Here is a 25,346-nt window from a genome sequence, read left to right as displayed (position 1 = left end):
CCCCGATTGCGCTATGGACACGAGGACGGGTCCGTATAGGGCGTACCGGCCAGTGCCACCAGCGTCCCCGTGGCGCCGCGCACGATCAGCGGCACCATCGCCTGCCGCGGATCGCCGCCGTCCGACAGCACGCGCAGTCCCTGTTCGTAGGCGGTCACCATCGACGCCATCAGCATCGATGCACCCAGTCGCGCGTCGGCATCCTCGACGGGTCGCCCCGCAGACTCAGCCATCAACTGTGCCAGGTCATCGGTCAGCAGCGCCTGCAGCTGCCGCGCATGGGCCACCAATACCGCGCTCTGCGCCACGGTTTTCCAGAACGACGCTGCACCGGCATTGATCCGCAGCAACGGATGGCCGGTGTCCAGCAGTTCCCGCACCAGCGCCTGGAAGGCGGCCAGCGGCGTCATGGATGCGCGCGCGGCCATGCCGTCACGCAGCAGCTGTCGCGCTTCCTCATCGCGGTCGAACACCAGCTGTTCCTTGCTGGCGAAGTAGTTGAACACCGTCTTGCGCGACACCCCGGCGGCGTCGGCGATCTCGCTCATCGACACTGCCTCGAAGCCGCGCTCGATGATCAGCCGGGTGGCGACGTCGGAAATCGCCTGTCGGGTCTCGGCTCTACGTTGTTCACGGCGGCCGGGCGGCGGGGTCATGGGTGGTTCACTTGTGGAAAAGTACACCGAGTGTAACATTGTCACCGCCAGAGCGCCGACCCGGTGCTCACGAGGATTTCCAATGCGGTACGACGTCGTCATTGCCGGGGCTGGCCCGGTTGGGCTGTTGCTGGCCTGCGAACTGGGCCAGGCGGGATGCTCGGTGCTGGTGCTGGAGCAGGCGGCCTCGCCGGAGTCGCCGCTGAAGCGCCTGCCGTTCGGCCTGCGTGGATTGAATGCCCCCACACTGGAGGCACTCGACCGGCGCGGCCTGCTGGATGCCGTGGCTGCCGGCCAAGTGCTGAAGCCGGAGAAAGGCCCGCCGCCGCCGGGCACCGCACATTGGTTGTCGCAGCCGCGCAGGCTGGGTGGGCACTTCGCCGGTATCCCGTTCGCGCTGGACAACGTCGACAGCGGTCGCTGGCCTTGGCGCCTGCCCACCCCGGTCGGCACGCAGATGGCGGTGGAGCTGCAGGCGCTGGAGGCCGTGCTGGCCGAGCGCGCACAGGCGCTGGGCGTGCTGATCCTGCGTGGTGCGGGCGTGCAGGACGTGCGCTCGGGTACCGATGAGGTCCAGGTCGAGGCAGGCGGGCAATCCTTCCGCGGGCGCTGGCTGGTCGGCTGCGATGGTGGCCGCAGCACCGTGCGCAAGCAGTGCGGCTTTGCCTTCGCCGGCACCGATCCGGAGTTCACCGGCCACTCGCTCAGCGTTGAGCTGGAAGATCCGACGGTACTCATCCCGGGGCGTCACACCACCGCGCAGGGCATGTGCAATTTCAATCCGCCGGGCACCATCGCCCTGGCTGATTTCGACGGCGGCGCCGGCCATCGCAAGCCACTCGACCGCGATACGGCACAGGCGCTGCTGCGCCGTATCTCCGGCCGCGACGCAACGATCACCATACTGCACCTGGCCACCACCTGGACCGACGGCGCACGGCAGGCCACCGCCTATCGTCGTGGCCGCGTGCTGTTGGCCGGCGATGCCTCGCATGTGCATTCACCGCTGGGCGGGCAGGGGCTGAACCTGGGCCTGGGAGATGCGATGAATCTTGGCTGGAAGCTCGCCACCGTCGTGCGCGGCGACGCAGATGAAGCGCTGTTGGATACCTATCAGGCCGAACGCCATCCGATCGGCGCCCGCGTGCTGGAGTGGTCGCGCGCGCAGGTCGCACTGATGCGCCCGGGCGTGGGCTCTCGCGCATTGGCTGCCATCGTGGCCGATCTGGCAGAAACACGTGATGGCGCCACGTATCTTGCCGAGCGCGTATGGGGCGTGGGCCAGCAGCTGGATCTGGGTCAGGCCCATCCGCTGGTCGGCCGCAGCACACCGGATTTCCTGCTGGCCGATGGTCGTCGCATGGGAGAGCTGCTGCGGGCAGGGCAGGCGGTGCTGCTGGTGTTCGATGCTGCTGCCTCGTTGTCCGCGGCGGTTGATGGCGAACGAGACCGCATCCTGTCCATCGCGCAGCCGGCTGTGGATTCGCTGGGCCTGTCCGCGCTGCTGGTTCGTCCGGACGGCATTGTCGCCTGGGCCAGTGATGGCGCCGATGCGACGGGACTGGCGCAGGCCGTACGGCAATGGGGGTGCCCCGTTGGCAGGGAAGCGATTGCCTGAGTTCCGGCGCAGCCCGCACAGGGCTGCGCCGCCCTCTTTCAGAGGTCCTTCTTCTTCCCGCTCAGGTCCAGCGGCTGGTCGCTGCCTTTGCGCTCGCTCGACCAGACCTCGACGCTCTTGCTGCATCGGCTTTCGCGGGCGGCAACCTCCGGCGGCAGGTCCTTCACATGCGGCGACTCCTGGCAGGCGGCATGCATGGCGGAGTCATCATAGGTGGCACAGGCGCTGATCGAGGCGAGTGCAAGAACACCGAGGGCGGAGCGGAACAGGGGCTGCAGGAGGCGCATGGGGGTCTCGGGAAGGGGCAGGTCTGGTCATCGAATTCAATCCGTGACCCGGCACACGCGCAATCCGACTGGCAGCACTTGTTATTGAATAACAAGTGTGGGAATGCTCGGAAGCTGCCGACTGCCGGTCAGGCAATGCAGATCAGGAACACCGTCGACAGCGCGAGCATCAACACGAACACGCGCCGACTCAGGGCCAGGCAGGTCAGGCAGGCCGCCAGCGCCCAGGCCGCCAGCAGCACACATCCCAGCAGCCACAGCCCGACCGTCATCATCGAGCCGGCCGCTGCGGTGGACAACGCAAAGGCCTTGAACAGCGCCACGCCCAGCACGCTGCCCAGCGCGCCGGCCCGCAGGGCAATCGCATCGTGGCAGGTGGGGGAAATCTGGCGGTGCATGAGGGTTGTGTCGCGCGTGGGGAGCTGGCGTGCGCAACTCTGCAGCAAGGCGGATCTACGCCGCGTGTTTGTCAGCCTGCAACGTGGTTACCGCGCGCGCAGCGCGGTCGCCTCAGTCGAACTCGCCGTCCGCCGCTTCCAGGCGACGCCGGTATTCGGCGCGGTGCTTGAACAGCCGCTGGCACTCCTCCGAGCGATGGATGCGACTGCCAGGCTCGTTCGCCACGGAGTCGCACATCTTGGCGATATGGTTGTTCCCGGCCAGTTCCATCACGAAGAACACCGCGGTGATGCCAGCACCCAGCAGCACCACATACAGCAGGCGGCTGAGCCAGCGTGAGCGCTTGCGTTCGAAATGCTGTTGCAGCGTCAGATCGAAGCGGATGATGCTCAGCACGATCCAGACCACGCTGACGAGGAAACACAGCGTTGGCAGCAGCCCACGCCAGAGCCCAGCCTCGTAGACCGATTCGCTGTAGTGCACCGCCGCGCCGGCACCGGCGATGGCGATGGCCAACGCCCAGTTGCGGCCCAGCGACAGCAGGTCATCGAGCAGCTTGTCGCGTCTATGGGGAGTGACTGCCACGGAGCATCCTTGAGCATGACCCTCGGCCGCCAGTTGCGGCCGATCTGCGCAGATGGTGCGGCATCATCGAAGCGTTGAGAAGCTGGGCCTTCAGCGGCTGCCGGCGACAGCGGCCTTGCGGTTCTTCTCCAGCATCACCGACACGCACCACAGCAGCAGGCCGCCGACCGCAGTCGCCGCACCCACGTAACCGGTGGTGGCCGGGCTGAGGCCTGCACTGATCGCCATGCCGCCCAGCCACGGGCCGAGCGCATTGGCGGTGTTGAAGGCCGCATGGTTGGAGGCGGCGGCCAGGGTCTGCGCTTCACCGGCCACGTCCATCAGGCGGGTCTGCAGCACCGCAGCCAGGGCGCCCATCGTGCCCACGGTGATGATCATCGGGCCGATGGTCCACACCGATTCGGCAGCCAGCGGGTACAGCAGCAGCATCACGATCGACCACACCAGCACCACGGAGGCCGCCTTGAAGTGGAACTTGTCGACCAGCCAGCCGCCGGCGATGTTGCCGATGATCGCGCCGATGCCGAACACGCCCACCGCCAGCGGCATCCACGATTCGGCCACGCCGGTCACCTGCACCAGGGTCGGCGCCAGGTAGGTGAACACGCAGAACATGCCGGCAAAGCCCACCGCGCCGATCGACAGCGCCAGCCACACCTGGGTGGTGTTGAACGCGCGCAGCTCGCGCATCGGCGAGGTCCGCACCTCATCGGGGTCGGGCAGCAGGAAGCGCGCGATCATCGCCACCGTGGCGATGGCCAGCACGCTGACCAGGGCGAAGGCGGTGCGCCAGCTCAGCTGCTGGCCCAGCCAGGTGGTCAGCGGATTGCCGATCAGGATCGCCACGGACAGGCCGAGCAGCACGCGCGACATTGCTTGCCCGCGCTGGCCGGCCGGGCTGATCGCGGCCGCCACCAGCATCGCCACGCCGAAGTAGGCGCCATGCGGCAGGCCAGCGACGAAGCGTGCCACCAGCATCGTGCCGTAGTTCGGTGCCAACGCGCTGGCCAGATTGCCGATGGCGTAGAAGCCCATCAGCGCCAGCAGCAGCTTGCGGCGCGGGAAGCTGGCGCCGACGAAGGCCAGGATCGGTGCACCCACCACCACGCCGATGGCGTAAGCGCTGATCAGGTGGCCGACCTGTGTTTCGCTGATCGAAAGGCCGCGGCTGATCTCCAGCATCAGGCCCATGCTGGCGAATTCACTGGTGCCGATGGCGAAGCCGCCCAATGACAGGGCGAGGATGATCAGGGTGCGCTGGCGCGGCGTCAGCCGAGCGGCCAGAGGGGAATTGGGGCTCATGCGGGGGCGCAAAGGGGCGGGGAAGCGCCATATTGTACTGCTGCACCGCAGCAGGCATCAGCCAGGCTGGGGGTAAATCAGTGTTCGATGGGTGGTGCTGCCTGCGTGGCCTGCTGGCCAAGCGCCGCCAGCGCCTGTCGGTATTTGTCGCGCAGGCGCTCGGCGGTGGCAGCATCCAGTGACGCCAAACGCGTTTCATCGGCGTTGTCGGCGATATCGGCCAGTTTGACCTTCAGCGCCAGCGGATCTGCCGCTATCCGCGCGTAGTACGTGGCTGCATCCGTCGCAGACGTCCTGCTGAGCAACCGCACCGCGTGCTGCAACGGGTCTGGGAAGGCCTGCACCCGCTCAGCGAAGGCAGGGCAGTCCTCAAGCACATCATGCAGCCAGGCCACCACCTCGGCGTCATCATCGCCACGCACGGCAGCGGCCACCCGGCCGACGTGGCCGATGTAGGGCTGTCCTGCCTTGTCGACCTGGCCGGCATGGGCCTCCATCGCCAGCGTGCGTGCGCGTGCCACCCAGTCCATCGCGATCTCTCCGTCCCGAGCGTGTATTGTCGTACGGGTCGTGTGCATGCCGCCACCACGGCCGTGCAGGCATCATCGGACGCTGCAGGAATGGCATCTGGATTCCATCAGGGAGATGAGACATGCAGGAATACACCCATCAGCTGGAACTACGCGGCCGCTTCCGTCTGGTAGCGGTGACCCACGAGCCGGTGTACGCTCCCGGCGATGTGGTCGGCCATGCGGTCATCGTCGACGATGGGGAGCGTCTGACCGACCTGATGTCGTTGGCCGATGCGCGCCGGTACCTTGAGGAACTGGTGCGGGAAGAGGGCGTGGAGCCCGGGCTGGAGAATGAAGTCAACCTGCGGAAGAAGGCGTCGCAGCGACGCCGCCGCTAAGCCGTCGCGCCCATGGGGCGCATCATGGAGGATTCGGGTGTTGTCCAGTAAGAAGTATCTGCTCATCGCCATCATCACGCTGGCGACCCTGCTGCTCGGGTTCGTGCTTTCCGGTTACCTGACGCTGCTGCTGCTTGGTCTGGATACCAAGCTGCTCACCTGGAATACCTATTACCAGTATTTCCACGCCATCGGCCAGCCGCAGGTTGCCCCGTTCGTGGGCAAGATCAAATGGGCCGGTTACCTCGGCTTTGGCCTGCCGCTGCTGGTGCTGGCCGTCGTCGGCCTGGTCTTGCTGTTGAAGAAGGACAAGCGCTCGCTGCACGGTGACGCGCGCTTTGCCACCAGCGCCGATCTGGCCAAGCATGGCATGTTCAAGAAGAGCGGCCAGAGCATCGTGGTCGGCAGCCATGGCGGCAAGCTGGTGCGGCTGGACGGCCAGCAATTCGTCATTCTGGCCGCCCCGACCCGTTCGGGCAAGGGCGTCGGCGTGGTCATCCCGAACCTGCTGGAGTACGGCGAATCACTGGTGGTGCTGGACATCAAACAGGAGAACTTCGACCTGACCAGTGGTTGGCGCGCCAGCCAGGGCCAGGAGATCTACCTGTTCAACCCCTTCGCCGAAGACCGCCGCACCCATCGCTGGAACCCGCTCAGCTACGTCTCCGATGACCCGGCGTTCCGCGTCTCGGACCTGATGAGCATCGGTGCGATGCTCTATCCCGACGGTTCGGAAGACCAGAAGTTCTGGATCAGCCAGGCGCGCAATGCCTTCATCGCCTTCACCCTGTATCTGTTCGAGAACTGGGATGACGAGCGCAGCAGCGGTTTCCCGGGCGGGCAGGGCACGCCAACCCTGGGCGCGGTCTACCGCCTGTCCTCCGGCGATGGCAGCGATCTGAAGAAGTTCCTGAAGAGCCTGTCCGAGCGTCCATTCCTGAGCAGCAACGCGCGCTCGGCGTTCGCCAACATGCTGTCCCAGGCCGACGAGACCTTCGCCTCGATCCTGGGCACCTTCAAGGAACCGTTGAATCCCTGGATCAATCCGGTGCTGGACAAGGCCACCAGCACCAACGACTTCCTGCTCACCGACGTGCGCAAGAAGAAGATGACCATCTACATCGGCATCCAGCCCAACAAGCTGGCCGAAAGCCGATTGATCATCAACCTGTTCTTCAGCCAGCTGATCAACCTCAATACCAAGGAACTGCCCAAGTCCAATCCGGACCTGAAGTACCAGTGCCTGCTGTTGATGGACGAATTCACCTCGATCGGCAAGGTCGAAATCATCGCTTCGGCGGTGTCCTACATGGCCGGTTACAACGTGCGCCTGCTGCCGATCATCCAGAGCATGTCGCAGCTTGATGCCACCTATGGCCGTGAAGTCTCGCGCACGATCATCACCAACCATGCGCTGCAGATCCTGTACGCCCCGCGCGAACAGCAGGATGCCAACGACTATTCGGACATGCTGGGCTACACCACCATCCGCAAGAAGAACGTCACCCACGCGCGCGAAAAGACCCATAGCTTCACCGAGGAGCGCCGCGCGCTGATGCTGCCGCAGGAGCTCAAGGCGATGGGGCCGGACAAGGAGGTCTTCCTGTACGAAGGCATTCCGCATCCCGTCAAATGCGACAAGATTCGCTATTACAAGGACCGCTATTTCACGTCACGACTACTGCCAAAGGTTGACGTGCCGATGCTTGATGTCTAAGTTGCAGACTTGAAAGTGTGACGGATGCACGCATTCATGGAAGTGAATTAGTGAAGCGCGTCAAAGAAGCGCCATACGTTGGTCAAAATTCAGATTTGTCTGACATCGAATTGACGCGTAGTTGTGCGACTCTATGCGTGGCTTGCGAATCTGTGTGATTCGTCATGCTTTCAGAGTGGCCAGGAGTTTCAGCCATGGGAACAGGGATGGTTCCGACGTTGGTGAGGGTGCGTGAAAGGGGCCTCGGATGAGGTTGCTTCACGCGACTTGGTTGGCAGCTTTCGAGCTGCAGGGGAACCGTGCCCATGTGCTGTTGAGCAGTGCATTCGTTACGTTTCCGGCGTGCATCGCGCAGTGCCGGACGACCAAGGGACCAACATCGGGACTGCTTTTTCGTACGTCAAAGTGAAGCCCGTATGAATCAGGCGTTTATTGCAAAAATGTCCATCGCCGCAGTGGCGGCGTTGATGGTGGCAGGTTGTGCTACCAAGCCCGCACCCGACTTCGGAGGGCGCTGGAAGCCGGTCAACCGTTTCGCGACGGCTCCGACCGAGATTCCGCTGTACTCCAGCTACGTCTATCAGGCGTCGCCAATGGATCGCACGCTGAAGGCCATGCTCGAGCGCTGGGCCAAGGATTCCGGCCGCACGCTGGACTATCGCCTCAGTTCGGATTTCACCCTGTATGGCGCGGTGTCGGAGATCGATACCACCAACGCACAGCAGGCCGTGATCGATCTCACGGCGGCCTACGCGGCGCAGGGCGTTTCCGTTTCCATCGTCGGCAACCAGATCGTCGTGCAGAGCGCTGGATCGACGCCAACCGCGTCGGCCCAGGATCCTGAAGCCAGCAGCGGCAGCTGAGACCGCGTCGAAATCATCGAACGTGCCGCACCCCGCGCCTGGCGCAGGGGCGTCGCGCCCATTGATGTTTCAGCAGTACGGAAGAACCCATGTTCCGCAAGAAGGATGCAGGCAACAGTCCCAAGGTCGAGCAGTCGGTCGCCAAGGCGGTCAGCTACGAGATCACCGTGGCCGACATGGCCCGGCGCAGCGAGCGTCGCGCCTGGTGGGTCGCCACCGGTTCGTTGCTGATGTCGCTGGCGCTGGCCGGTGGCTACTACTACATGCTGCCGTTGAAGGAGAAGGTGCCGTTCCTGGTGATGGCCGATGCCTATACGGGCACGGCGACGGTTGCGCGGCTGCGTGGCACGTTCCAGGGTGAGACGATCACCACCAACGAAGCGGTCAATCGCAGCAACGTCGCCCAGTATGTGCTGGCGCGTGAGTCGTATGACTCGGCGGTGATGGGCCTGCGCGACTGGGAGCTGGTGTTTGTGATGTCCAGCGGTCCTGTCGCCCAGAGCATGCGTCAGCGCTATGCCGGCAACAACCCGCAGAACCCGTTTGTGATGTACGGTCGCGAGAAAGCGATCCGTGTCAAGATCCTCAGCATCACCCCCTTGGGTACTGAGGCAAACGGCAGTTTCCGCGGCGCTTCGGTGCGCATCCAGCGCAGCCTGCTCGACAAGCGTAGTGGCGCGGCTACCTATCTGGACAACCAGTTGGTGACGATGCGCTTCGAGTACAACCAGAACCTCGCGCTGTCCGAGCAGGATCGCGTACTCAACCCGCTCGCCTTCCAGGTCACCGAGTACCGCGTCGACAACGATTACGCACGTGGCGTACCAGTGCCGGACGATGGCGCGATGCAGGCGCAGGCGCAGCAGGCCGCGCAGCAGGCACAGGGCATCTATGATCCGAACAACCCTGCCGCGGCAACCATGATTGATCCTGCAACGGGCCAACCTGTGGCAGTACCAGTCAATGAGCAGGGGCAGCCGATGCAAGGCCAGCCGATGCAAGGCCAGCCGATGCAGGGCCAGCCGATGCAGCAGGGGCAGGCCATGCCGCCGGCACAGAACAATTCCACCGGAAATGCTGATGGAGCAAGCAACCGATGAGTAGTCGAAAAGTCAGGGGAAGCGCATTGGCGCTGCTGTCGTTGCTGTCGCTGGTGTTTTCCACCGCGGCGATGGCACAGGCGGTAGACCATTACGAGTATGAGAAGGATCGCATCTATCCGGTTCGCACCGGTCTGGGTCTTACCACCCAGATCGAACTGAGCCCGAACGAGAAAATCCTCGACTACAGCACCGGTTTCAGCAGCGGCTGGGAGCTGACCCGTCGCGAGAACGTGTTCTACATCAAGCCGAAAAACGTCGACGTCGACACCAACATGATGGTGCGCACCGAGACCCATTCGTACATCTTCGAACTGAAGGTGGTGGCGACCGATTGGCGCCAGCTCGAGCAGGCCCGTCGTGCCGGCGTCCAGTACAAGATCGCCTTCAGCTACCCGAACGACACCGTGTTCGGTGTTGCCCAGGAGGCCGTGGAGGAAGAGGCACAGCCGCTGTTGAGCACGGAGTTGGCCAAGGATCGCCAGTACAACTTCAACTACTCCTATTCGACCAGCAAGGCGAAGAAGATGGGGTGGCTGATTCCGGTCAATGCCTACGACGATGGTCGCTTCACCTATCTGAAATTGCCGAACTCACCTGAATACAAGACGGGCATCTTCCCGGCCGTGTTCGGTCGCGAGAAGGAATACGGAGAGGACTTCGTGGTCAACACCACCGTCGAAGGAAACACCCTGATCGTCCACGGGACCTACCCGTACCTGGTCATCCGCCACGGCGATTTCGTCGTTGGTCTGCGAAGGAACGTGAAGAAATGAGCCAGCAGAACACTCCCGGAAACGAGCCGAACAACGGGCGCGACGAGAGCCAGAGCCCGTACGGCAGCGCTTCTGGCGCTGCGCCCGAGGCGTCGTCCAATCCCTATTTCGGCAACACTCAGGCTGGCCCTGCACCCGACTTGGATGCCGGCGCCCCTCAGTTGCGCTCGGCTGAGGAACAACGCCTGAATCGCAAGGCGCTGCTCTTCCTTGGCGGCATCCTGCTATTGGTGGTGGCCATGGGCTTCCTGCTGTTCCGCAAGGGGCAGGAAGACAAGGATTCCGGTTCCAAGGTTCCGGAAGTAGCGCGTGCCACTACTCCGACCCTGCCCAACGTGGGAGCAGACAATCCGGCCACGGCACCGATTCCGGTGGCCCAGCCGCTCCCGTTGCTGCCCGAGGAGCCGGTGGGACCGACGCGTGCCCCGGCTTCATTGGATATGAGCGAGCGGGCAGAGCCGCGTGGTCCGACGCTGGCCGAGCGCCGCATGGGTTCTGCCGGCGGCGGTTTCGTGGGAGGTGGCGATCAGCAGTCCGGCGCACCAAGTGAGTCAGACGAGTACGCCCGGGCCCTGCAGGCTCAGGCCCAATTCCTGGGGGGGCAGTCTGCTCAGCCGGCGAAGGTGCGTCGCGGTCCAGACGTGGAAGATGTATCGAACGCCAGCTTCATCCGCAGTCCGGATGCCTTGTTGGTGCGCGGCACCTATCTGCGCTGCGTCTTGGAAACCCGCATCATCACCGATATTGCAGGCTACACGTCCTGCTTGGTGACCGAGCCGGTATATTCGATCAATGGCCGCAACCTGCTGCTGCCGAAGGGCTCGAAGATCTACGGTGCATACGGTGGCGGCCCCACTGGCAAGCGCGTTGAAGTCATCTGGGATCGCATCACCACCCCGAATGGCATCGACGTTGCCATGTCGAGCCCTGGCGTGGACCAGTTGGGTGGCGCCGGTCACCCGGGCCAGTACAGCGCTCACTGGGCCAGCCGCATCGGTTCGGCGCTGATGATCAGCCTGATTGCGGATGCGTTCAAGTACGCCGCCGCAGAGCATGGTCCGGAGTCGACCACCGTCGCCAGCAATGGGTTCGCTGTCCGCTCGCCCTATGAGAGCGCTACCGCGCGCACCATGGAGCGTCTGGCCAATGAGGCCCTTAGCGAAGGTCGTCGTCCGCCGACTGTCACCATCAACCAGGGCACGATCGTGAATGTCTACGTCGCAAAGGACGTTGATTTCACCAGCGTGCTGAACCCACGCCGGTAAACCAGAACGATCATGGACGCCGAAGTGTCGCCCCTCGCCCTCGTTTCCAGCGATTTCCTGCGCTATCAGTACGAAGTGCTGGGCATCGCCGAGTACATGACTTCGCCTGACGTGACGGAAATCTGCATCAACCGTCCGGGCGAGCTGTACCTGGAGACGAGAGCAGGGTGGCAGCATGTGGATGTGCCGGGCCTGACGTTCGAGCGGGCCCGGCAGTTCTGCACCGCGGTGGTCAACGAGAGCAACACTGGTCAGCGCATCACCGATGCCGATCCGGTGGTGTCCCTGACGTTCCCGACTGGGCAGCGCGCACAGTTCGTGATTCCGCCAGCCTGCGACGCCGGCAAGGTATCAATCACGATCCGTCTGCCGTCCAAACACACCAAGTCACTTACCCAGTATCACGAAGATGGTTTCTTCAACCAGATTCTTGAGCAGGATGGAAGCCTCAGCGAGCAGGATCGCGAACTGCTGGAGCTGCGGCAGCAGCGTGAGTACGCCGAGTTCTTCAGGCGTGCGGTGATGTACCGCAAGAACATCGTCGTCTCTGGTGCCACCGGCAGCGGCAAGACAACCTTCATGAAGGCGCTGGTCAACCATATTCCGGACAGCGAGCGCTTGGTCACCATCGAAGATGCGCGCGAACTGTTTCTGACGCAGCCCAATGTCGTGCACCTGCTTTATTCCAAGGGCGGGCAGAGTGCCAGCAACGTGACGGCCAAGAGCTGCATGGAAGCCTGCCTGCGCATGAAGCCCGAGCGCATCATCCTCGCTGAGCTGCGTGGCGATGAGGCGTTCTACTTCATCCGTAACTGCGCGTCTGGTCACCCCGGCTCGATTACCAGCTGCCATGCCGGCAGCCCGGAACAGACGTGGGACCAGCTGGCGCTGATGGTGAAGGCATCGACCGAAGGCTCGGGTCTGGAATTCAACGTCATCAAGCGTCTGCTGATGATGACCATCGACATCGTCGTGCATATCAAGGCGCACGCAGGCTCGCGCTATATCACCGGTATCGATTTCAATCCTGGGCGTGCCCAGGGACAGGAGGGCTGAGCGATGTTGCCAGGACTTGAAATGATGGCGTGCCCGGAGATGGCCGTCTCGATGGACGTCATGCAGCACGTCATCAATGTGGAATCCTCGAGCAACCCCTACGCCATCGGCGTGGTCGGTGGTGCGCTGGCGCGCCAGCCCAAGGCGTTGGACGAGGCGCTTGCCACCGTGCGCATGCTGGAGGAGAAGGGTTACAACTTCTCCATCGGTCTGGCCCAGGTCAATCGCTACAATCTGGCCAAATACGGTCTGGATTCGTATGAAAAGGCCTTCCAGCAGTGTCCGAACCTGCAGGCGGGTTCCCGCATCCTTGCCGAGTGCTACAAGCGCTCGGGCAAGGATTGGGGCAAGTCATTCAGTTGCTACTACTCGGGCAACTTCGAAACCGGCTTCCGCCACGGTTATGTGCAGAAAGTGTATGACTCGATCCGTCGTGGACAGCAGGTTGCCTCCAATGGAGTTGCGCCGATCGACGTGATCAATCGTGGTGAGCGTCGTACCGTCAAGGTGGAGCATCACCCGCAGCTGGCGTCTCCGGCACAGGCACGCATCGTCGCCCAGGCCAGTACTCCGGTATATGTGCCGTCCAACGATCCGGCACGTGCCTATACCGTCTATCCGTCCACCGGTGCGATGGCGCGCAGCAGTCTGCTCAATCTTGCTGATCAGGCGCTGTCCCGCGTTGTGCTGGGCTCGGTGGATCGAATGATGCAGCCGGAAGCCTCGGCAGGCGCCGGCTATCCGCAGTCGCCGCAGCAGATTCCGCAGCAGAATCCGCAAGGCAGGCAGGGGCAGGGTGGGCCTGTCATGCCGCAGCAGCTTCCCGGAGCCGTCGCCGGCGACGATGCCCCGGTCATGCTGCGCCCATGGAGCGAGCGGAACGCACCTGTGGCGGGAAACGGCAACGTATACAACGCGCCAGCGGCAGCGCCGGTGCAACAGATTCCCGCAGGGGATGCGGCCTTCGTGTTCTGACGAAGTCGTGGTACGGCCAGTCCCCCGGCTGGTCGATTCAGTTGTGTTAGTCCATCAACAAGGAAATCAATCCATGAAGCGATCCAATCTCGACCTCGTCCAGGCCCAGCGCACGCTGAAGACCCTGCTGATGGCCACCTTCTTTGCTGGCGCCGTGTTTGCTCCGCAGGTGTTTGCCTCCGGCGCCACCGATTTCGGTGGCACCGACGAAAAGGTCTGCGGCTTCTTCAACAACATCAATGGCCTGCTGAATATCGCCTCGATCGCCGTAGTGACCATCGCGGTCATCTTCGCCGGCTACCAGATTGCGTTCGCGCACAAGCGCATCTCTGACGTCGCGTCGATCCTGATCGGTGGCGTGCTGATCGGTGCCGCAGGCCAGATCGCCCGCATGCTTCTGGGTGATGGCAGCGACGGCAAGTGCGGCGGCGGCGCTGCTGGCGGCATGGCCCTCCACATCCAGAACGCCATCCAGTACTACAGTGCATAAGAACGTCCTGTTCCGGGGTTGCACGCGCCCAGCGATGTTTCTGGGCGTTCCCTACCTGCCATTTTTCATGGTGGCGGGCGGGTTGTTGCTGCTGAGCATGTATACCAACTTCTGGTTCCTGCTGACCATTCCGGTGGCCATCTTCATCATGCGTCAGATGGCCAAGCGTGACGAAATGATCTTCCGGCTGCTGGGCCTGAGGCTGCTGTTCAAGCTTCGAGTTCGCAACGTGCAGGAACACGAAGGAATGTGGGTGTTCAACCCGAATCATTACCGCAACAAACCGGCCCGAATGGATTGAGGGCTGGATCGGACCAGGTGGGCGTCAGACGCCCACCTGGCCCACTCCGAATCTTCGTCGGCAGTACCCTTTGGAAGCAGTCGTATGTTCAGCCCAGATACGTCCATCAGCGAATTCATTCCTCTGTCCTCGCATGTAGCCCCGAACGTGGTGAAGACCACGGGCGGCGACTATCTGTTGACCTGGCACCTGGAAGGGTTGCCGTTCGTGGGGCGCGAGGAGTGGGAGCTCGAACATCGGCACAACACCTTCAATCGATTGCTGCAGACGCTGCGCGCGCCGGATTTCGTCAACGTCGCCTTCTGGGTGCATGACATCCGCCGTCGCCGCACGTTGAAGGGCAAGAGCAGCTACAAGCAGCGCTTCAACCAGGACGTGTCCGACCAGTACATGGGCATGCTTTCGTCGCAGCGCATCATGCAGAACGAGCTGTACCTGACCATGCTCTACCGGCCGGTAGTGGCCGGCAAGCGCTTCGTGGAGAAGTCGGCCAACGTCGACAAGCTCCGCGCCGAGCAGGAACAGGCCGTCGAGAAGCTGATGGAACTGGCTGGCAACGTCGAAGCCGTCATCCGCGACTACGCGCCGTACCGCCTGGGCATGTACGAAGCCAAGAATGGCGTGGTGTTCTCCGAGACCCTGGAGCTCTTCGGCTACTTGATCAATCGCATCGATGAGCCCGTGCCGGTGCTGTCGGCACCAGTGAAGGATTACCTGCCGGTCAGCCGGCACATGTTCTCGGCCAAGACCGGCGACTTCGTGATCAACACGCCCAACGGCGTCAATCACTTCGGCGCCATCCTCAACATCAAGGAGTATGCCGAGGGCACCTACCCGGGCATCCTCAATGGACTGAAGTATCTGGATTTTGAGTACGTCATCACCCATTCGTTCAGCCCGATGGGGCGCCAGGACGCGCTGAAGGTGCTCGACCGCACCAAAGGCATGATGATTTCCTCCGGTGACAAGGCCGTCAGCCAGATCGTCGAGCTCGACCAGGCGATGGACCATCTGTCATCCGGCAACTTCGTACTGGGCGAGTACCACTTCATCATGGCGGTCTATGGCGACAGTCAGGCCAAACTGTCCCAGAACGTGGCTACCACCCGTGCCGAGCTGTCCAATGCGGGTTTCGTGACCACCAAGGAAGACTTGGCTGTCACCTCGTCGTTCTACTCGCAGATTCCGGCCAACTGGCGCTTCCGCACCCGCCTGGCCAACGTCAGCTCGCTGAACTTCCTCGGCCTGTCGCCACTGCACAACTTCGCCACCGGCAAGCAGCACAACAATCCTTGGGGCGACTGCGTCACCACGTTGCAGACGACCAACGGCCAGCCGTACTACTTCAACTTCCATGCCACCCACCCGTCGGAAAACTCGCTGGGTGAAAAAGCGATCGCCAACACCATGGTGATTGGTAAGTCGGGTACCGGTAAGACCGCGCTGATCAACTTCCTGCTCAGTCAGGTGCAGAAGTACGAGCCATCGCCGACCATCTTCTTCTTCGACAAGGACCGCGGCGCGGAGATCTTCGTGCGCGCTTGCGGTGGCAACTATCTGGCCCTGGAGAACGGCGCGCCGACCGGCTTCAATCCGTTCCAGTGCGAGAACAACGAAAGCAATGTGCAGTTCCTGGCCGACCTGATCAAGGTGCTGGCAGGCAAGCGCGAGTACAGCTCCCGCGAAGAAGAGGATATCTACCGCGCGGTGGAGAGCATGCTTGACACGCCGATGCACCTGCGCAGCATGACCAATTTCCAGAAGAGCCTGCCCAACATGGGCGACGACGGCCTGTACGCGCGCATGCGCCGCTGGACCTCGGGCAACTCGCTGGGCTGGGTGTTCGACAACCCGGTGGATACCGTAGACCTGAGCAAGGCCAACATCATCGGTTTCGACTACACCGACATCATCGACAACCCTGAAGTGCGCGTGCCGGTCATCAACTACCTGCTGCATCGCCTGGAGTCGCTGATCGATGGTCGTCCATTGATCTACGTGATGGACGAATTCTGGAAGATTCTGGACGGTGAGGGTGGCCTGAAGGAATTCGCCAAGAACAAGCAGAAGACCATCCGTAAGCAGAATGGCCTGGGCATCTTCGCGACGCAGAGTCCGGAAGATGCGCTGAAGAGCGACATTTCCGCTGCGCTGATCGAACAGACCGCAACGCTGATCCTGCTGCCCAACCCCAATGCCAGCAAGAGCGATTACATGGACGGCCTGAAGCTGACCGAGGCCGAGTTCAAGGTGGTCACCGCCTTGGATGAGCGCTCGCGCTGCTTCCTGGTCAAGCAGGGGCACGCGTCCAGCGTGTGCCAGCTCAATCTGCGCGGGATGGACGACATTCTGTCGGTGATTTCGGCGTCCACCGACAATATCGACATCATGCATCGCGTATTGCAGACCGCTGCGGTACGCGCACGAGTGACGGTGGATGAGTTGACGCCGGAACAGTGGCTTGAAGATTTCTACAAGAATCGAAAGGGTTCGGGCAAAGGGGCTCAATCCGATGCTGCCTGACAGCTAACCGATTTCGGGGAAGGCACGTGGGGCTTCATACAGTACAACAGGAGTTTTCGATGGATAACGTCAAAGATCAGGCTGGTACGCGCAAGTTCCTCAAGCCGTTGGCCAAGGTGTTGGGAGTCTCTCTGGCGCTTTCTGCAGCCAACGCAGGAGCCTTCGGCCCCGTACAGGAAACCGGGCCAGCTCTGGCCCAGCACTTCCTGAATCAGGCGAACACGCTCGCATCCAAGATCCAAGAGAAGACGCAGTTCATTAAGGAGAACGCGAACTGGCTCAAAGACTGGAATCAGACGCTTCAGGAGTACCGGGAGGCTCTGGTAAAGGTGCAGGGCATCATGAACAGTTTTGGCTTGCCGGAAGCTGCGCCTCTGACGCCGGTGGCGTCAAAGTATTTGGTAGCAGAAACATGTGGGACAGGGGCTCAGTTGAAGGATATGCTGCCTTCCCTTGTTTTCGACTCCACCGGAGACTGGAAGCATCAGCAGACCCAGATCTGCGTGAACATTCGCATGATGCAGAATCGAAAGTACAACGATGCTGTGGATTTCATGCAAAAGACCGGGCCGTCATTCCTGAAAAGTCTCGATGAAATTGCCAATTTTCGGTTCGGCAGCAGTCGGTTGGGTGACATGAATGCAGTTGCAAATGACTCGCTTCGCACCGCCAACGAAATGAACGCTTCGATTCAGAACTTCGAGTCTCGTATCAAGGCTTACGACGCATACATCGAAGTCATGGAGGCCAACCAGAAGATCGTGGCGCAGCAGGCATTGAAGGGTAAGAAGGGCCTGGCCAGTGATCTGGTCAAGACCGTCGCACTGAATGCGGCTCTGAGCATCAAGTGATCGAAGCCGGAATGCGTGTATGCACCTGCCGGGTGACGGCGCCCGGCGTGAAGGAATCAGACAGGAACATCAGGAATGAACATTCGATCGATCACAAGCTTTGATTTTTCAGGCGGCCTTCACGAGCTCCTGAGTTACGCCGTGCGGGTCCAGTCGATCGGGGACTTCGTCTTCTTCCGGTCGATCCTGTCTTACCTGCGCAAGCGGATCGACGATTTCGGCATTGAGTTGCTTGGCAACATGATGGCGTGGGTCGGAGGCATTGCTTTGACCCTGATGACCCTGTGGGTGCTTATCCAAGGCTTCCGCATCGTTACCGGCCGCAGTCGCGACTCGATGATGGTCCTGGTGACGAACATGGCGCGTGCAGCGCTGATCGTCAGTGTTGCCACCAGCATGGCGATGTTCGGTGGCAGCCTGAAGAACTTCCTGATCAAGGATGTCAAGAACGAAATCACCTATGTGGTGACTGGTAAGAATGATTCGCCTGAGGACCAGATCGACAAGAGCTTGGCTTGGATGCAGGTGGGTCTGTCGAGCATCGACGCAATCAAAGTCCTCGATGACGGCAATCTGCGTGATGACAAGAATCGTGCATTGTGGGCCGTTGGCCTGGGTACCGGTGGCCCGGCGGTGACGGCGGGCTCTATGTTGCTGTTGTATGAGGTGGCATTGGCATTGTTCATCGGACTAGGGCCATTGTTCATCCTGTGCCTTCTGTTCGACCAGACCAAGCAGCTGTTCCAGAAGTGGCTGTTCTATGGCATCGGCACGATGTTTTCGATGGCCGTGCTGGCGGCGATGATCTCCATCGCGCTGGATATGGTGATCCGCGTGTCTGCTGCGTTCTGGACCAGTGCGCTGATCGACAAGTACCTGCTGGATCCCAATGGCAGTGTCGACATGACCAGCCAAGCGCTCCAGCAGGGCGGTATGGGGTTGATCCTCACGACGCTTATCCTGACTGCCCCCCCAATGGCGGCGATGTTCTTCCAGGGCACGCTGGGTGGCTTCATGGCATATTCGCAGATAGGCGGTAGCCCGGTTGCTGCTGCGCCGGGGCCGAATGGGCAGCCGCCGGGTAGTTACAAGCCTATTGATCCCACGAGTACCGAGAGACGCGCAGAGAGCAGTCAGTTGACGATGCCGAAGGTGGCGCCAAGTCATGATGCCCCGAGCCACACTCCCGGAGCGCTTGGAAATGCGCCCACCCGTTGACTGAAAGCGGATGCATTTCCGCAGAAATTGGAGAGTCGTCATATCATGCGCATGTATCCGTTCATTGTGTTGGCATCGTTTGGTGTTCTTGGCGCCCTTCTTCCAAACCTTGGTCGTGCAGAGGGCGGAAGTTGCCCTCCGGGCTTCTACCCAATCGGGGGGCAGGGCGCGAGCGGCTGCGCCCCAATTCCTGGGGGCGCTGCTGGATCAGGTGACCAGATACCCTTGCCGCCTCGGCCCACAGGCGAATGGATCAGCACTTGGGGGGCGATAGCGACCTCTCTTGCTACTTCCCAAGTGGGAATGGTCTCAGATATGCGATCTGCAGAGCTTGCTGCTTCTGAAGCCATGCGGCGGTGCGCTGGTGGTGGAGCACAGGATTGCGAGGTTACGGTATCCTATTCAAACCAATGCGTGGCATGGTTAGTTCCTTCTGCGGATTTACCTGGAGCCCAATCTGCGGTTGGCCGTGCTCCGAAGAAGAGGATTGCGATTGCAGAAGCGCAGAAGAAGTGCGTGGATCCGAGTGGCAAAAAGTGCACCGTTTTTTACGCTGATTGTTCCGAGCCAGTTTTTCGAAAGTTCTGAAAGTTGAGCTGACTTTATTAAAGTCTGTTCAACGGTGCCACGTTCGTTATCAGGCTCAATGCATGTACGTTGGCTGGATGCTTATCTCGAAACGCTGTGCGGGTCCAGTCGATCGGGGACTTCGTCTTCTTCCGGTCGATCCTGTCTTACCTGCGCAAGCGGATCGACGATTTCGGCATCGAGTTGCTGGGCAACATGATGGCGTGGGTTGGTGGCATTGCCCTGACGCTGATGACTCTGTGAGTGCTCATCCAAGGGGACCGCATCGACGCCGGTCGCGGCTGCGACTCGATGATGGTTTTGGTGACCAACATGGCGCGTGCTGCGTTGATCGTCAGTGTTGCCACCAGCATGGCGATGTTCGGTGGCAACCTGAAGAACTTCCTGATCAAGGACGTCAAGAACGAGATCACCTATGTGGTGACCGGCAAGAATGATTTGCCGGAGGATCAGATCGGGAGGAGCCTTGCTTGGATGCAGGTAGGCCTGCCGAGCATTAATGCGATCAAGGTGCTCGATGACGGCAACCTGCGCGACGACAAGAATCGTGCCTTGTGGGCAGATGGCCTGGGTACCGGTGGCCCGGCGGTGACGGCGGGTTCGATGCTGCTGCTGTACGAGGTTGCCTTGGCGCTGTTCATCGGCCTAGGGCCGCTGTTCATCCTGTGTCTGCTGTTCGATCAGACCAAGCAGTTGTTTCAGAAGTGGCTGTTCTACGGCATCGGCACGATGTTCTCGATGGCCGTGCTGGCGGCGATGATCTCGATCGCGCTCGATATGGTGATCCGTGTGTCTGCTGCGTTCTGGACCAGTGCGCTGGTCGACAAGTATCTGTTGGATCCCGAGGGCAGTGTCGACATGACCAGCCAGGCGCTGCAGCAGGGCGGTATGGGATTGATCCTCACGACGCTGATCCTGACTGCGCCCCCAATGGCGGCGATGTTCTTCCAGGGCACGCTGGGTGGCTTCATGGCATATTCGCAGATAGGCGGTAGCCCGGTGGCTGCTACGCCCGGACCTAATGGGCAGCCGCCGGGTAGTTACAGGCCTACGGCTCCAACCAACTCTGAAGAATCTGTAAGTAGTCAAAGCCATGCGATGCCGAAGATCGCGCCAGGAACGGGTAGTTCGATACATACACCTGGATCGCTCGGTAACGCCCCGGTTCGGTGAGTGATGTCGCAGCAACTACTGAATGAATAGAACATCGTTGCAAAAGGTGAACACAATGAAGCTGCCTTTTTTCCTGCTCTTCTTTGGAGTGCTGATGGCTCCCATATCCGCACTTGCTGAAGGCGGAAGCTGTCCACCGGGGTTCTATCCGATAGGTGGGCAGGGCGCTCAAGGCTGTGCTCCGATTCCTGGCGGCAACAGCGGTGGTGGAGATCAGTTACCGCTGCTTCCGCCGACTCCGACGGGGGAGTGGATAACTACATGGGGGGCGATCGCGGCATCTGATGCCACAGCTGAGGTGGGAATGATTTCTGGAGTGGCGTCAGCGGAGGCGGCTGCCGCTGAGGCTGTTAGGCGTTGTGGTGGGGGGGGGGGGGCAATAGATTGCAAGGTCACTGTCTCCTATTCAAATCAATGCGTTGCATGGCTGATCCCGACTTCTGATGGCCCAGGTGCCAAGTCCGCAGTTGGGAAGGCTCCAAAGAAGGGGAGGGCTATTTCCTTGGCAAGACAAGGTTGCGTGGATCCTAGTGGAAAGAAGTGCAAGGTATTCTATGCTGACTGCTCTGAGCCTATTTTCCGTAAGTTCTAGAAGCGCAAAGCGGTTTTGAATCGTATTGCCCGTAATGCCTGCGCTGTCTGCTTCTCAGATAGTGATTGATACGCGCTTTGGGTAATGCTGGGGAGGGTGTTTGTGCCTATTGTTCGAACAGGCCGCGCAGTTGACCCCTAAGTGGCTGTCCTATGCATCGGTACGATGTTCTCGATGGCCGTGTTGGCGGCGATGATTTCGATCGCGCTCGATCTGGTGATCCGTGCGTCCGCTGCATTCTGGACCAGTGCGCTGGTCGACAAGTATCTGTTGGATCCCGAGGGCAGTGTCGACATGACCAGCCAGGCGCTGCAGCAGGGCGGTATGGGATTGATCCTCACGACGCTGCGTCGGACCCTTGCTCGGGTGCGACTGCTTAGGAACAGGGCTCAGTCAACGCAAGATCTCTCGCCATAGACATCTCGTGATCACATCAGTCAAAGTGACAGGGTAGGCTGTGCTAGAAAGCACTATCCGCGTTGCATAAGTCTTCACGCCATTCGAAGGAACGAATCATGCGAAGTCCCTTCCGTGTAGTGATGCTGGTCAGCGGTCTGGCGCTAGCTTCGTCAGCACACGCCGCCGATAGCTGGGTCATCTTCGCCGGTGGCGACAAGCCCAATCGTGAAGCGTGGGTAGTGGATGCGCAAACGCTCAGCAGCCGCTCGGACCTGATGGCTTTCCTGCAGACGGCCACGCAGGAAGAGCAGAACGCGTACTTGAAGCAATTGCGCCGCAAGAAGCCGCCGAAGCCTGGTGAGCCCCTCGCTGGCCCGGATCCGGTATACGAGATCCAGGTCAATACGGTTTACGAGAACGCGATCAAGCCGAATCGGCTGATCAGGAAGTACTCGGTGAACTGTGCGCGTAACACCGTGGCCATGCAGATGAGTCTGGTGCAATGGCGCGACCGTGCGATCGAGGATATTCCACCGGAGAGATTCGATCCGGCCAGCGAGGCAGTCGAGCCCTGGCAGGTGCAACTGGTGCGGTTTGCCTGTCTCGTCGGGCCTGACCCCAGGGCGAAAGTGCCGGCGGAAATGATGAAGCGCGGCTTCCTGCCCATTGGTGACGTCGGCCAGTCACCTGCGAATTTCATATGGGGCAATCTGTGGAAGGATGGCACGCGCCCAGCATTCACCTATCGGCCGACCGACGCCGAAATGGACCGGGCTGAGCGCAGTCTGGAAGCGAATCTGGCGCGTGGCCAGAAGGAGACCAGCCGCGTTCTGGATGAGTCGCTTCGCGCAGCCAACCGCGTGGGCCGCAACAATCTGATGGACATGTGGATCGGCAAGACCGAGCAGGAGTTCGTGCGGACATGGGGCACGCCGGACCGTGTGGAGAATGGGGCCGATGGTTCGCGCACCTTGTACCTGCATCGTGGCGAGCGCGTTCAGGGGTTGAACGTATACGGGCATGTCGTCAGTGACGTGAACAACCGCTGCGATATCACAGTGCTGACGATGGATGGCTACGTCCGTGACTACGCCACTCAAGGGGCCACGTGCGCGCAGCAGTTGCGCTGATCGTGGCTACAGGCCAAGCCGCCGGGAATCAGGGAAGCCATGAAGCGAATCCACCAAGCTATCTTGTCGTGCCTGCTGCTGGTTGCGGGCTCTCTGCCTTTTACTGCAATGGCCGAAAGCAATTGCCCGCAGGGCATGTATCCCATCGGTGGCCAGGGTGTGCAGGGTTGCGCGCCCATCCCCGTGAGCAGCACAGGCTCGCCCTACAGCAATCGCCCCAACTGGGCGCAGACCGTGCGCGGCGTGGCCATGGATGCCCGCGGTGACACTTTCATCAGCAACTCGATGCGGTCCCGCGGCAAGGCCAAGCGCGCGTCCATGAAAGAGTGCAGGGAATTCGGCAAGGGCGAATGCACGTTGGCGACCCTGTTCCAGGCGCAGTGCGTGGCGGTCGCTCACGCAGGGCTGGGTACTGAAACCACCAGTGTCGCCGCCGCCATGTCCGAACAGGGAGCGGTCATTGTCGCTATGCAGCAATGCAACGCGAAGGCGGCGTGGAAGCGGATGCCCCAGGATCAATGCAGGATCGCCAACACGGCCTGCACCGCGGATCTGTTCATCAGGTAGGGCACCATTCACGTTAAGCCCAGTTTTTATGTGATCAATTCCGCTTTTCGCTTCTCCCGACCTTCGACGCGGCAAAGCTCCTCGCGGTAAGCTCCCCGCGCGCCATAAAAATGACGCGCCAGTGCCACCGATTGCAGGAGCTTTTCCGTCCAATGAGGACTCTGTCCGCCCGTCCGACGGGTGACGCTTGCCACTATCGCGGCCACGCCGTGCGCGGGGCTATGATCCGCATCTGCGCAGGCGCGGGCGAGCCGGGACACCGCGTTCCGACCGGCCAGGGAGGCGGGCATCGGCAAGACGACATTGAAGGAGTGGGAGGGGATGGACGACAGGTTTGGCGCACACATGGACGATGCCCTGGCATTCGTTCCGTCCGGTGCGAACCTGCTGGAAGCCGTCAGGGGCGAGCTCAACGGCGATGGCATCGAGTACCAGCTGCTGGTCATCGATCAGCCGACGCCGGAAGGGCTGGTGCCCGGCCAGCACGGACCGAACCGGGTGCTGCTGTTGCTGCGCGGTGACGGGCGCGGGCGCTGGCAGCTGGCCGCGCGCAACGACAAGCTGGTGCCGTGTTCCACCCGCGGTGGCCTGGCTGGCGACCCTTTTGCGTATGCAATGGTTGAGGAAGACACCTTCAGCGTGATCACCAACGGCGGCAGCCGCGAGCGCTGGAGCAGCACGTACCGGTTCCGCTATGCCTCGGCGGACAAGTCCTGCTGGGTGGATGGGGTGAGACGCAAGGTCGTGGATATCGAGACCGAAGCGACCAACATCCGGGATTTCTCGGTGGCGGAACTGGGCAGGGTGCGGTTCGAGGACTTCGACCCGTCCAGTGTCGCCGAGGTGTCGCTTCCATGAGCCAAGCTCCAACCGGCGGAAAGGAATCCGCGCTGATGAACATCCAGGAGTTGCACTGTGTCGACCGATAGAGAGTCGCAACTGCTGCGGCAGGCGACCAACGCCGGCATCGATTCTCCCCTTGAACTGGCCAATTTCATGGCGCAGGCAGGGCATGAGTCGCGCGGTCTGAGCCGGCTCAACGAGAGCTTCAACTACACCCGGGGCATCTCGCAGATCCCGGTCGAAGCGGCGTGGCGCAATGGCACCGAGGCGCTGGAGTCCGCGCGCCAGGAAGCCCTGCGAGGGCGTCCGGATGACCTGGCCGAGCTGATGTATGGCGGCCGGATGGGCAACGACGCGCCCGGTGATGCGCTCAAGTACCACGGGCGCGGTTATCTGCCGCTGACCGGCAAGGAAAGCTACGAGCGTGCCGGCAGTGCGCTGGATCTGGACCTGGTCAATCAGCCAGAGCTGGCGTCGCAGCCCGAACACGCTGGGCGCATCGCCGTGTGGCAATGGCAGAACCGTGTGCCGGAACAGGCGCGCGAGGACGTGCGCGAGGCGACCTACGCCATCAATGGCGCCATCAACGGGGTGGAGGACCGGCTCAAGCGTTTCGAAGCGTGGCAGCAGAAGCTGACCCCGGACGTGATGGACCGGCTTGCCCGCGGCGAAGTGGGCGAACCTGCACAGTTGCTTGAGCGCACGCGCGACATGTCCGATCCGGCCCATGCCGGCAACCGGCTGTTCAGCGACGCTCGCGGCCATCTGCAGCAGATGGGGCCGCAGAGTGGCATGCGCAGCCAGCAGGAACTGGACAATACGGCCGGAGCCTTGGCGTTGAGCGCACAGAAGGCCGGCATGAGCCGCATCGACCACGTGGTGGCGGGCACCGATGGCATGGCACTGTTTGCGGTGCAGGGCGCCATGGGGGACCCGGCGATGCAGCGCTCGATGGTGCAGCGTGAGGCCGCCGCCCAGCTGCCTTTGGAGCAGAGCAGTCAGCAGCTGGCGGCCGAAGCCTCTTCCCGCCAGGAACAGGCTGCTTCGGTTACTCGCGAACAGGAGCAGAACCGCCCGCGATCGCTGTAATCTGGGCACCGCCTGCAGGTCGGAGACCGGCGGGCCCATCGCACGACACCGAGCACCCTCGGGTGCCTACATG

27 protein-coding genes and 1 pseudogene are annotated in these 25,346 nt (G+C 61.8%); 22 read left to right on the top strand and 6 right to left on the bottom strand.

What is annotated here, in order from left to right; genetic code table 11:
- Window positions 1-11: 11 nt before the first annotated feature.
- Complete coding sequence (locus ACFX4F_RS01615; RefSeq protein ID WP_380651542.1) at window positions 12-656, bottom strand: TetR/AcrR family transcriptional regulator; 645 nt, start codon at window positions 654-656, stop codon at window positions 12-14.
- Between the two features lie 82 nt (window positions 657-738).
- Between ACFX4F_RS01615 and ACFX4F_RS01610 the strand changes: the two genes are divergently transcribed.
- Complete coding sequence (locus tag ACFX4F_RS01610) at window positions 739-2,274, top strand: FAD-dependent monooxygenase (protein WP_380651539.1); 1,536 nt, start codon at window positions 739-741, stop codon at window positions 2,272-2,274.
- A gap of 38 nt (window positions 2,275-2,312) precedes the next feature.
- Here ACFX4F_RS01610 and ACFX4F_RS01605 read toward each other — a convergent pair whose 3' ends face one another.
- From ACFX4F_RS01605 to ACFX4F_RS01585, 5 genes are all read right to left on the bottom strand, one after another.
- The gene (locus tag ACFX4F_RS01605; protein ID WP_089236036.1) at window positions 2,313-2,561 is read right to left on the bottom strand and encodes a hypothetical protein; all 249 of its coding nucleotides are present in this window, start codon (window positions 2,559-2,561) and stop codon (window positions 2,313-2,315) included.
- A 128-nt stretch (window positions 2,562-2,689) separates the two neighbouring features.
- Window positions 2,690-2,959: a hypothetical protein gene (locus ACFX4F_RS01600; protein ID WP_180167420.1), complete on the bottom strand. Its 270-nt coding sequence runs from the start codon at window positions 2,957-2,959 to the stop codon at window positions 2,690-2,692.
- A gap of 112 nt (window positions 2,960-3,071) precedes the next feature.
- The gene (locus ACFX4F_RS01595; protein ID WP_380651535.1) at window positions 3,072-3,545 is read right to left on the bottom strand and encodes a hypothetical protein; all 474 of its coding nucleotides are present in this window, start codon (window positions 3,543-3,545) and stop codon (window positions 3,072-3,074) included.
- A 90-nt stretch (window positions 3,546-3,635) separates the two neighbouring features.
- The gene (locus ACFX4F_RS01590; RefSeq protein WP_380651532.1) at window positions 3,636-4,847 is read right to left on the bottom strand and encodes an MFS transporter; all 1,212 of its coding nucleotides are present in this window, start codon (window positions 4,845-4,847) and stop codon (window positions 3,636-3,638) included.
- A gap of 77 nt (window positions 4,848-4,924) precedes the next feature.
- Window positions 4,925-5,377 carry a phosphohydrolase gene (locus ACFX4F_RS01585; protein WP_099820667.1) on the bottom strand — a complete coding sequence of 151 codons (453 nt, stop codon included), beginning with the start codon at window positions 5,375-5,377 and terminating at the stop codon, window positions 4,925-4,927.
- 122 nt (window positions 5,378-5,499) lie between these two features.
- Here ACFX4F_RS01585 and ACFX4F_RS01580 point away from each other — a divergent pair, with 122 nt between their 5' ends.
- The 21 genes and pseudogenes from ACFX4F_RS01580 to ACFX4F_RS01480 all read left to right on the top strand — a co-directional run bounded on the left by ACFX4F_RS01580 (window position 5,500) and on the right by ACFX4F_RS01480 (window position 25,273).
- Window positions 5,500-5,757: a hypothetical protein gene (locus tag ACFX4F_RS01580; RefSeq protein WP_099820666.1), complete on the top strand. Its 258-nt coding sequence runs from the start codon at window positions 5,500-5,502 to the stop codon at window positions 5,755-5,757.
- Between the two features lie 37 nt (window positions 5,758-5,794).
- Entirely contained in the window at window positions 5,795-7,474 is a 1,680-nt protein-coding gene (locus ACFX4F_RS01575) for a type IV secretory system conjugative DNA transfer family protein (protein ID WP_099820665.1), read from the top strand.
- 416 nt (window positions 7,475-7,890) lie between these two features.
- Complete coding sequence (locus ACFX4F_RS01570; protein ID WP_025878721.1) at window positions 7,891-8,337, top strand: hypothetical protein; 447 nt, start codon at window positions 7,891-7,893, stop codon at window positions 8,335-8,337.
- Window positions 8,338-8,426: 89 nt separating this feature from the next.
- Window positions 8,427-9,437, top strand: coding sequence for a virB8 family protein (locus ACFX4F_RS01565; RefSeq protein WP_380651527.1), 1,011 nt, complete (start codon window positions 8,427-8,429; stop codon window positions 9,435-9,437).
- Window positions 9,434-10,213, top strand: a complete 780-nt coding sequence (locus tag ACFX4F_RS01560) for a TrbG/VirB9 family P-type conjugative transfer protein (RefSeq protein WP_176020365.1) — start codon at window positions 9,434-9,436, stop codon at window positions 10,211-10,213. Before ACFX4F_RS01565 ends, ACFX4F_RS01560 begins: the two co-directional genes overlap by 4 nt.
- Window positions 10,210-11,478: a TrbI/VirB10 family protein gene (locus tag ACFX4F_RS01555; protein WP_380651524.1), complete on the top strand. Its 1,269-nt coding sequence runs from the start codon at window positions 10,210-10,212 to the stop codon at window positions 11,476-11,478. The genes ACFX4F_RS01560 and ACFX4F_RS01555 overlap by 4 nt, the downstream gene beginning before the upstream one ends.
- A 12-nt stretch (window positions 11,479-11,490) precedes the next feature.
- Window positions 11,491-12,534, top strand: a complete 1,044-nt coding sequence (gene virB11, locus ACFX4F_RS01550) for a P-type DNA transfer ATPase VirB11 (RefSeq protein ID WP_132824812.1) — start codon at window positions 11,491-11,493, stop codon at window positions 12,532-12,534.
- Between the two features lie 3 nt (window positions 12,535-12,537).
- Window positions 12,538-13,509, top strand: coding sequence for a lytic transglycosylase domain-containing protein (locus tag ACFX4F_RS01545; protein ID WP_380651521.1), 972 nt, complete (start codon window positions 12,538-12,540; stop codon window positions 13,507-13,509).
- Between the two features lie 73 nt (window positions 13,510-13,582).
- On the top strand, window positions 13,583-13,999 hold the full coding sequence (locus tag ACFX4F_RS01540) for a TrbC/VirB2 family protein (protein ID WP_222389030.1): 417 nt from the start codon (window positions 13,583-13,585) through the stop codon (window positions 13,997-13,999).
- The gene (locus tag ACFX4F_RS01535) at window positions 13,992-14,300 is read left to right on the top strand and encodes a type IV secretion system protein VirB3 (protein WP_033831423.1); all 309 of its coding nucleotides are present in this window, start codon (window positions 13,992-13,994) and stop codon (window positions 14,298-14,300) included. Before ACFX4F_RS01540 ends, ACFX4F_RS01535 begins: the two co-directional genes overlap by 8 nt.
- 84 nt (window positions 14,301-14,384) lie before the next feature.
- Window positions 14,385-16,823, top strand: coding sequence for a VirB4 family type IV secretion/conjugal transfer ATPase (locus ACFX4F_RS01530; protein ID WP_223495491.1), 2,439 nt, complete (start codon window positions 14,385-14,387; stop codon window positions 16,821-16,823).
- Between the two features lie 59 nt (window positions 16,824-16,882).
- Entirely contained in the window at window positions 16,883-17,674 is a 792-nt protein-coding gene (locus tag ACFX4F_RS01525) for a hypothetical protein (RefSeq protein ID WP_380651516.1), read from the top strand.
- A gap of 75 nt (window positions 17,675-17,749) precedes the next feature.
- Window positions 17,750-18,892 carry a type IV secretion system protein gene (locus ACFX4F_RS01520; protein WP_380651513.1) on the top strand — a complete coding sequence of 381 codons (1,143 nt, stop codon included), beginning with the start codon at window positions 17,750-17,752 and terminating at the stop codon, window positions 18,890-18,892.
- Window positions 18,893-18,937: 45 nt separating this feature from the next.
- Complete coding sequence (locus ACFX4F_RS01515; RefSeq protein ID WP_363734368.1) at window positions 18,938-19,480, top strand: DUF4189 domain-containing protein; 543 nt, start codon at window positions 18,938-18,940, stop codon at window positions 19,478-19,480.
- Window positions 19,481-19,528: 48 nt separating this feature from the next.
- Window positions 19,529-20,653: pseudogene (locus ACFX4F_RS01510) on the top strand (type IV secretion system protein).
- Window positions 20,654-20,675: 22 nt separating this feature from the next.
- Entirely contained in the window at window positions 20,676-21,245 is a 570-nt protein-coding gene (locus ACFX4F_RS01505; RefSeq protein ID WP_380651510.1) for a DUF4189 domain-containing protein, read from the top strand.
- Window positions 21,246-21,410: 165 nt separating this feature from the next.
- Window positions 21,411-21,662 carry a hypothetical protein gene (locus ACFX4F_RS01500; protein WP_380651507.1) on the top strand — a complete coding sequence of 84 codons (252 nt, stop codon included), beginning with the start codon at window positions 21,411-21,413 and terminating at the stop codon, window positions 21,660-21,662.
- Between the two features lie 98 nt (window positions 21,663-21,760).
- Complete coding sequence (locus ACFX4F_RS01495) at window positions 21,761-22,774, top strand: hypothetical protein (protein ID WP_380651504.1); 1,014 nt, start codon at window positions 21,761-21,763, stop codon at window positions 22,772-22,774.
- Between the two features lie 39 nt (window positions 22,775-22,813).
- Window positions 22,814-23,341 carry a DUF4189 domain-containing protein gene (locus tag ACFX4F_RS01490; RefSeq protein WP_380651501.1) on the top strand — a complete coding sequence of 176 codons (528 nt, stop codon included), beginning with the start codon at window positions 22,814-22,816 and terminating at the stop codon, window positions 23,339-23,341.
- Between the two features lie 321 nt (window positions 23,342-23,662).
- Window positions 23,663-24,199 carry a hypothetical protein gene (locus ACFX4F_RS01485; protein ID WP_223495479.1) on the top strand — a complete coding sequence of 179 codons (537 nt, stop codon included), beginning with the start codon at window positions 23,663-23,665 and terminating at the stop codon, window positions 24,197-24,199.
- A 57-nt stretch (window positions 24,200-24,256) separates the two neighbouring features.
- Window positions 24,257-25,273 (top strand): XVIPCD domain-containing protein, encoded by a 1,017-nt coding sequence (locus ACFX4F_RS01480; protein WP_380651497.1) that lies wholly within the window; start codon window positions 24,257-24,259, stop codon window positions 25,271-25,273.
- Window positions 25,274-25,346 lie beyond the last annotated feature (73 nt).

The organism is Stenotrophomonas sp. YIM B13575 (assembly GCF_042787595.1).
In the GTDB taxonomy this organism is placed as follows: domain Bacteria; phylum Pseudomonadota; class Gammaproteobacteria; order Xanthomonadales; family Xanthomonadaceae; genus Stenotrophomonas; species Stenotrophomonas lactitubi_B.
This window is presented reverse-complemented; position numbering and strand designations above follow the sequence as displayed.

What these genes read in the sequence shown, in the direction of transcription:
- ACFX4F_RS01580 (WP_099820666.1), top strand. Translation starts at nt 5,500, where the DNA reads ATGCAGGAATACACCCATCAGCTGGAACTACGCGGCCGCTTCCGTCTG.
- ACFX4F_RS01570 (WP_025878721.1), top strand. Translation starts at nt 7,891, where the DNA reads ATGAATCAGGCGTTTATTGCAAAAATGTCCATCGCCGCAGTGGCGGCG.
- ACFX4F_RS01505 (WP_380651510.1), top strand. Translation starts at nt 20,676, where the DNA reads ATGAATAGAACATCGTTGCAAAAGGTGAACACAATGAAGCTGCCTTTT.
- ACFX4F_RS01540 (WP_222389030.1), top strand. Translation starts at nt 13,583, where the DNA reads ATGAAGCGATCCAATCTCGACCTCGTCCAGGCCCAGCGCACGCTGAAG.
- ACFX4F_RS01585 (WP_099820667.1), bottom strand. Translation starts at nt 5,377, where the DNA reads ATGGACTGGGTGGCACGCGCACGCACGCTGGCGATGGAGGCCCATGCC.
- ACFX4F_RS01485 (WP_223495479.1), top strand. Translation starts at nt 23,663, where the DNA reads ATGGACGACAGGTTTGGCGCACACATGGACGATGCCCTGGCATTCGTT.
- ACFX4F_RS01560 (WP_176020365.1), top strand. Translation starts at nt 9,434, where the DNA reads ATGAGTAGTCGAAAAGTCAGGGGAAGCGCATTGGCGCTGCTGTCGTTG.
- ACFX4F_RS01605 (WP_089236036.1), bottom strand. Translation starts at nt 2,561, where the DNA reads ATGCGCCTCCTGCAGCCCCTGTTCCGCTCCGCCCTCGGTGTTCTTGCA.
- ACFX4F_RS01555 (WP_380651524.1), top strand. Translation starts at nt 10,210, where the DNA reads ATGAGCCAGCAGAACACTCCCGGAAACGAGCCGAACAACGGGCGCGAC.
- ACFX4F_RS01500 (WP_380651507.1), top strand. Translation starts at nt 21,411, where the DNA reads ATGTTCTCGATGGCCGTGTTGGCGGCGATGATTTCGATCGCGCTCGAT.
- ACFX4F_RS01590 (WP_380651532.1), bottom strand. Translation starts at nt 4,847, where the DNA reads ATGAGCCCCAATTCCCCTCTGGCCGCTCGGCTGACGCCGCGCCAGCGC.
- ACFX4F_RS01545 (WP_380651521.1), top strand. Translation starts at nt 12,538, where the DNA reads ATGTTGCCAGGACTTGAAATGATGGCGTGCCCGGAGATGGCCGTCTCG.
- virB11 (WP_132824812.1), top strand. Translation starts at nt 11,491, where the DNA reads ATGGACGCCGAAGTGTCGCCCCTCGCCCTCGTTTCCAGCGATTTCCTG.
- ACFX4F_RS01615 (WP_380651542.1), bottom strand. Translation starts at nt 656, where the DNA reads ATGACCCCGCCGCCCGGCCGCCGTGAACAACGTAGAGCCGAGACCCGA.
- ACFX4F_RS01520 (WP_380651513.1), top strand. Translation starts at nt 17,750, where the DNA reads ATGAACATTCGATCGATCACAAGCTTTGATTTTTCAGGCGGCCTTCAC.
- ACFX4F_RS01600 (WP_180167420.1), bottom strand. Translation starts at nt 2,959, where the DNA reads ATGCACCGCCAGATTTCCCCCACCTGCCACGATGCGATTGCCCTGCGG.
- ACFX4F_RS01495 (WP_380651504.1), top strand. Translation starts at nt 21,761, where the DNA reads ATGCGAAGTCCCTTCCGTGTAGTGATGCTGGTCAGCGGTCTGGCGCTA.
- ACFX4F_RS01490 (WP_380651501.1), top strand. Translation starts at nt 22,814, where the DNA reads ATGAAGCGAATCCACCAAGCTATCTTGTCGTGCCTGCTGCTGGTTGCG.
- ACFX4F_RS01515 (WP_363734368.1), top strand. Translation starts at nt 18,938, where the DNA reads ATGCGCATGTATCCGTTCATTGTGTTGGCATCGTTTGGTGTTCTTGGC.
- ACFX4F_RS01565 (WP_380651527.1), top strand. Translation starts at nt 8,427, where the DNA reads ATGTTCCGCAAGAAGGATGCAGGCAACAGTCCCAAGGTCGAGCAGTCG.
- ACFX4F_RS01610 (WP_380651539.1), top strand. Translation starts at nt 739, where the DNA reads ATGCGGTACGACGTCGTCATTGCCGGGGCTGGCCCGGTTGGGCTGTTG.
- ACFX4F_RS01525 (WP_380651516.1), top strand. Translation starts at nt 16,883, where the DNA reads ATGGATAACGTCAAAGATCAGGCTGGTACGCGCAAGTTCCTCAAGCCG.
- ACFX4F_RS01530 (WP_223495491.1), top strand. Translation starts at nt 14,385, where the DNA reads ATGTTCAGCCCAGATACGTCCATCAGCGAATTCATTCCTCTGTCCTCG.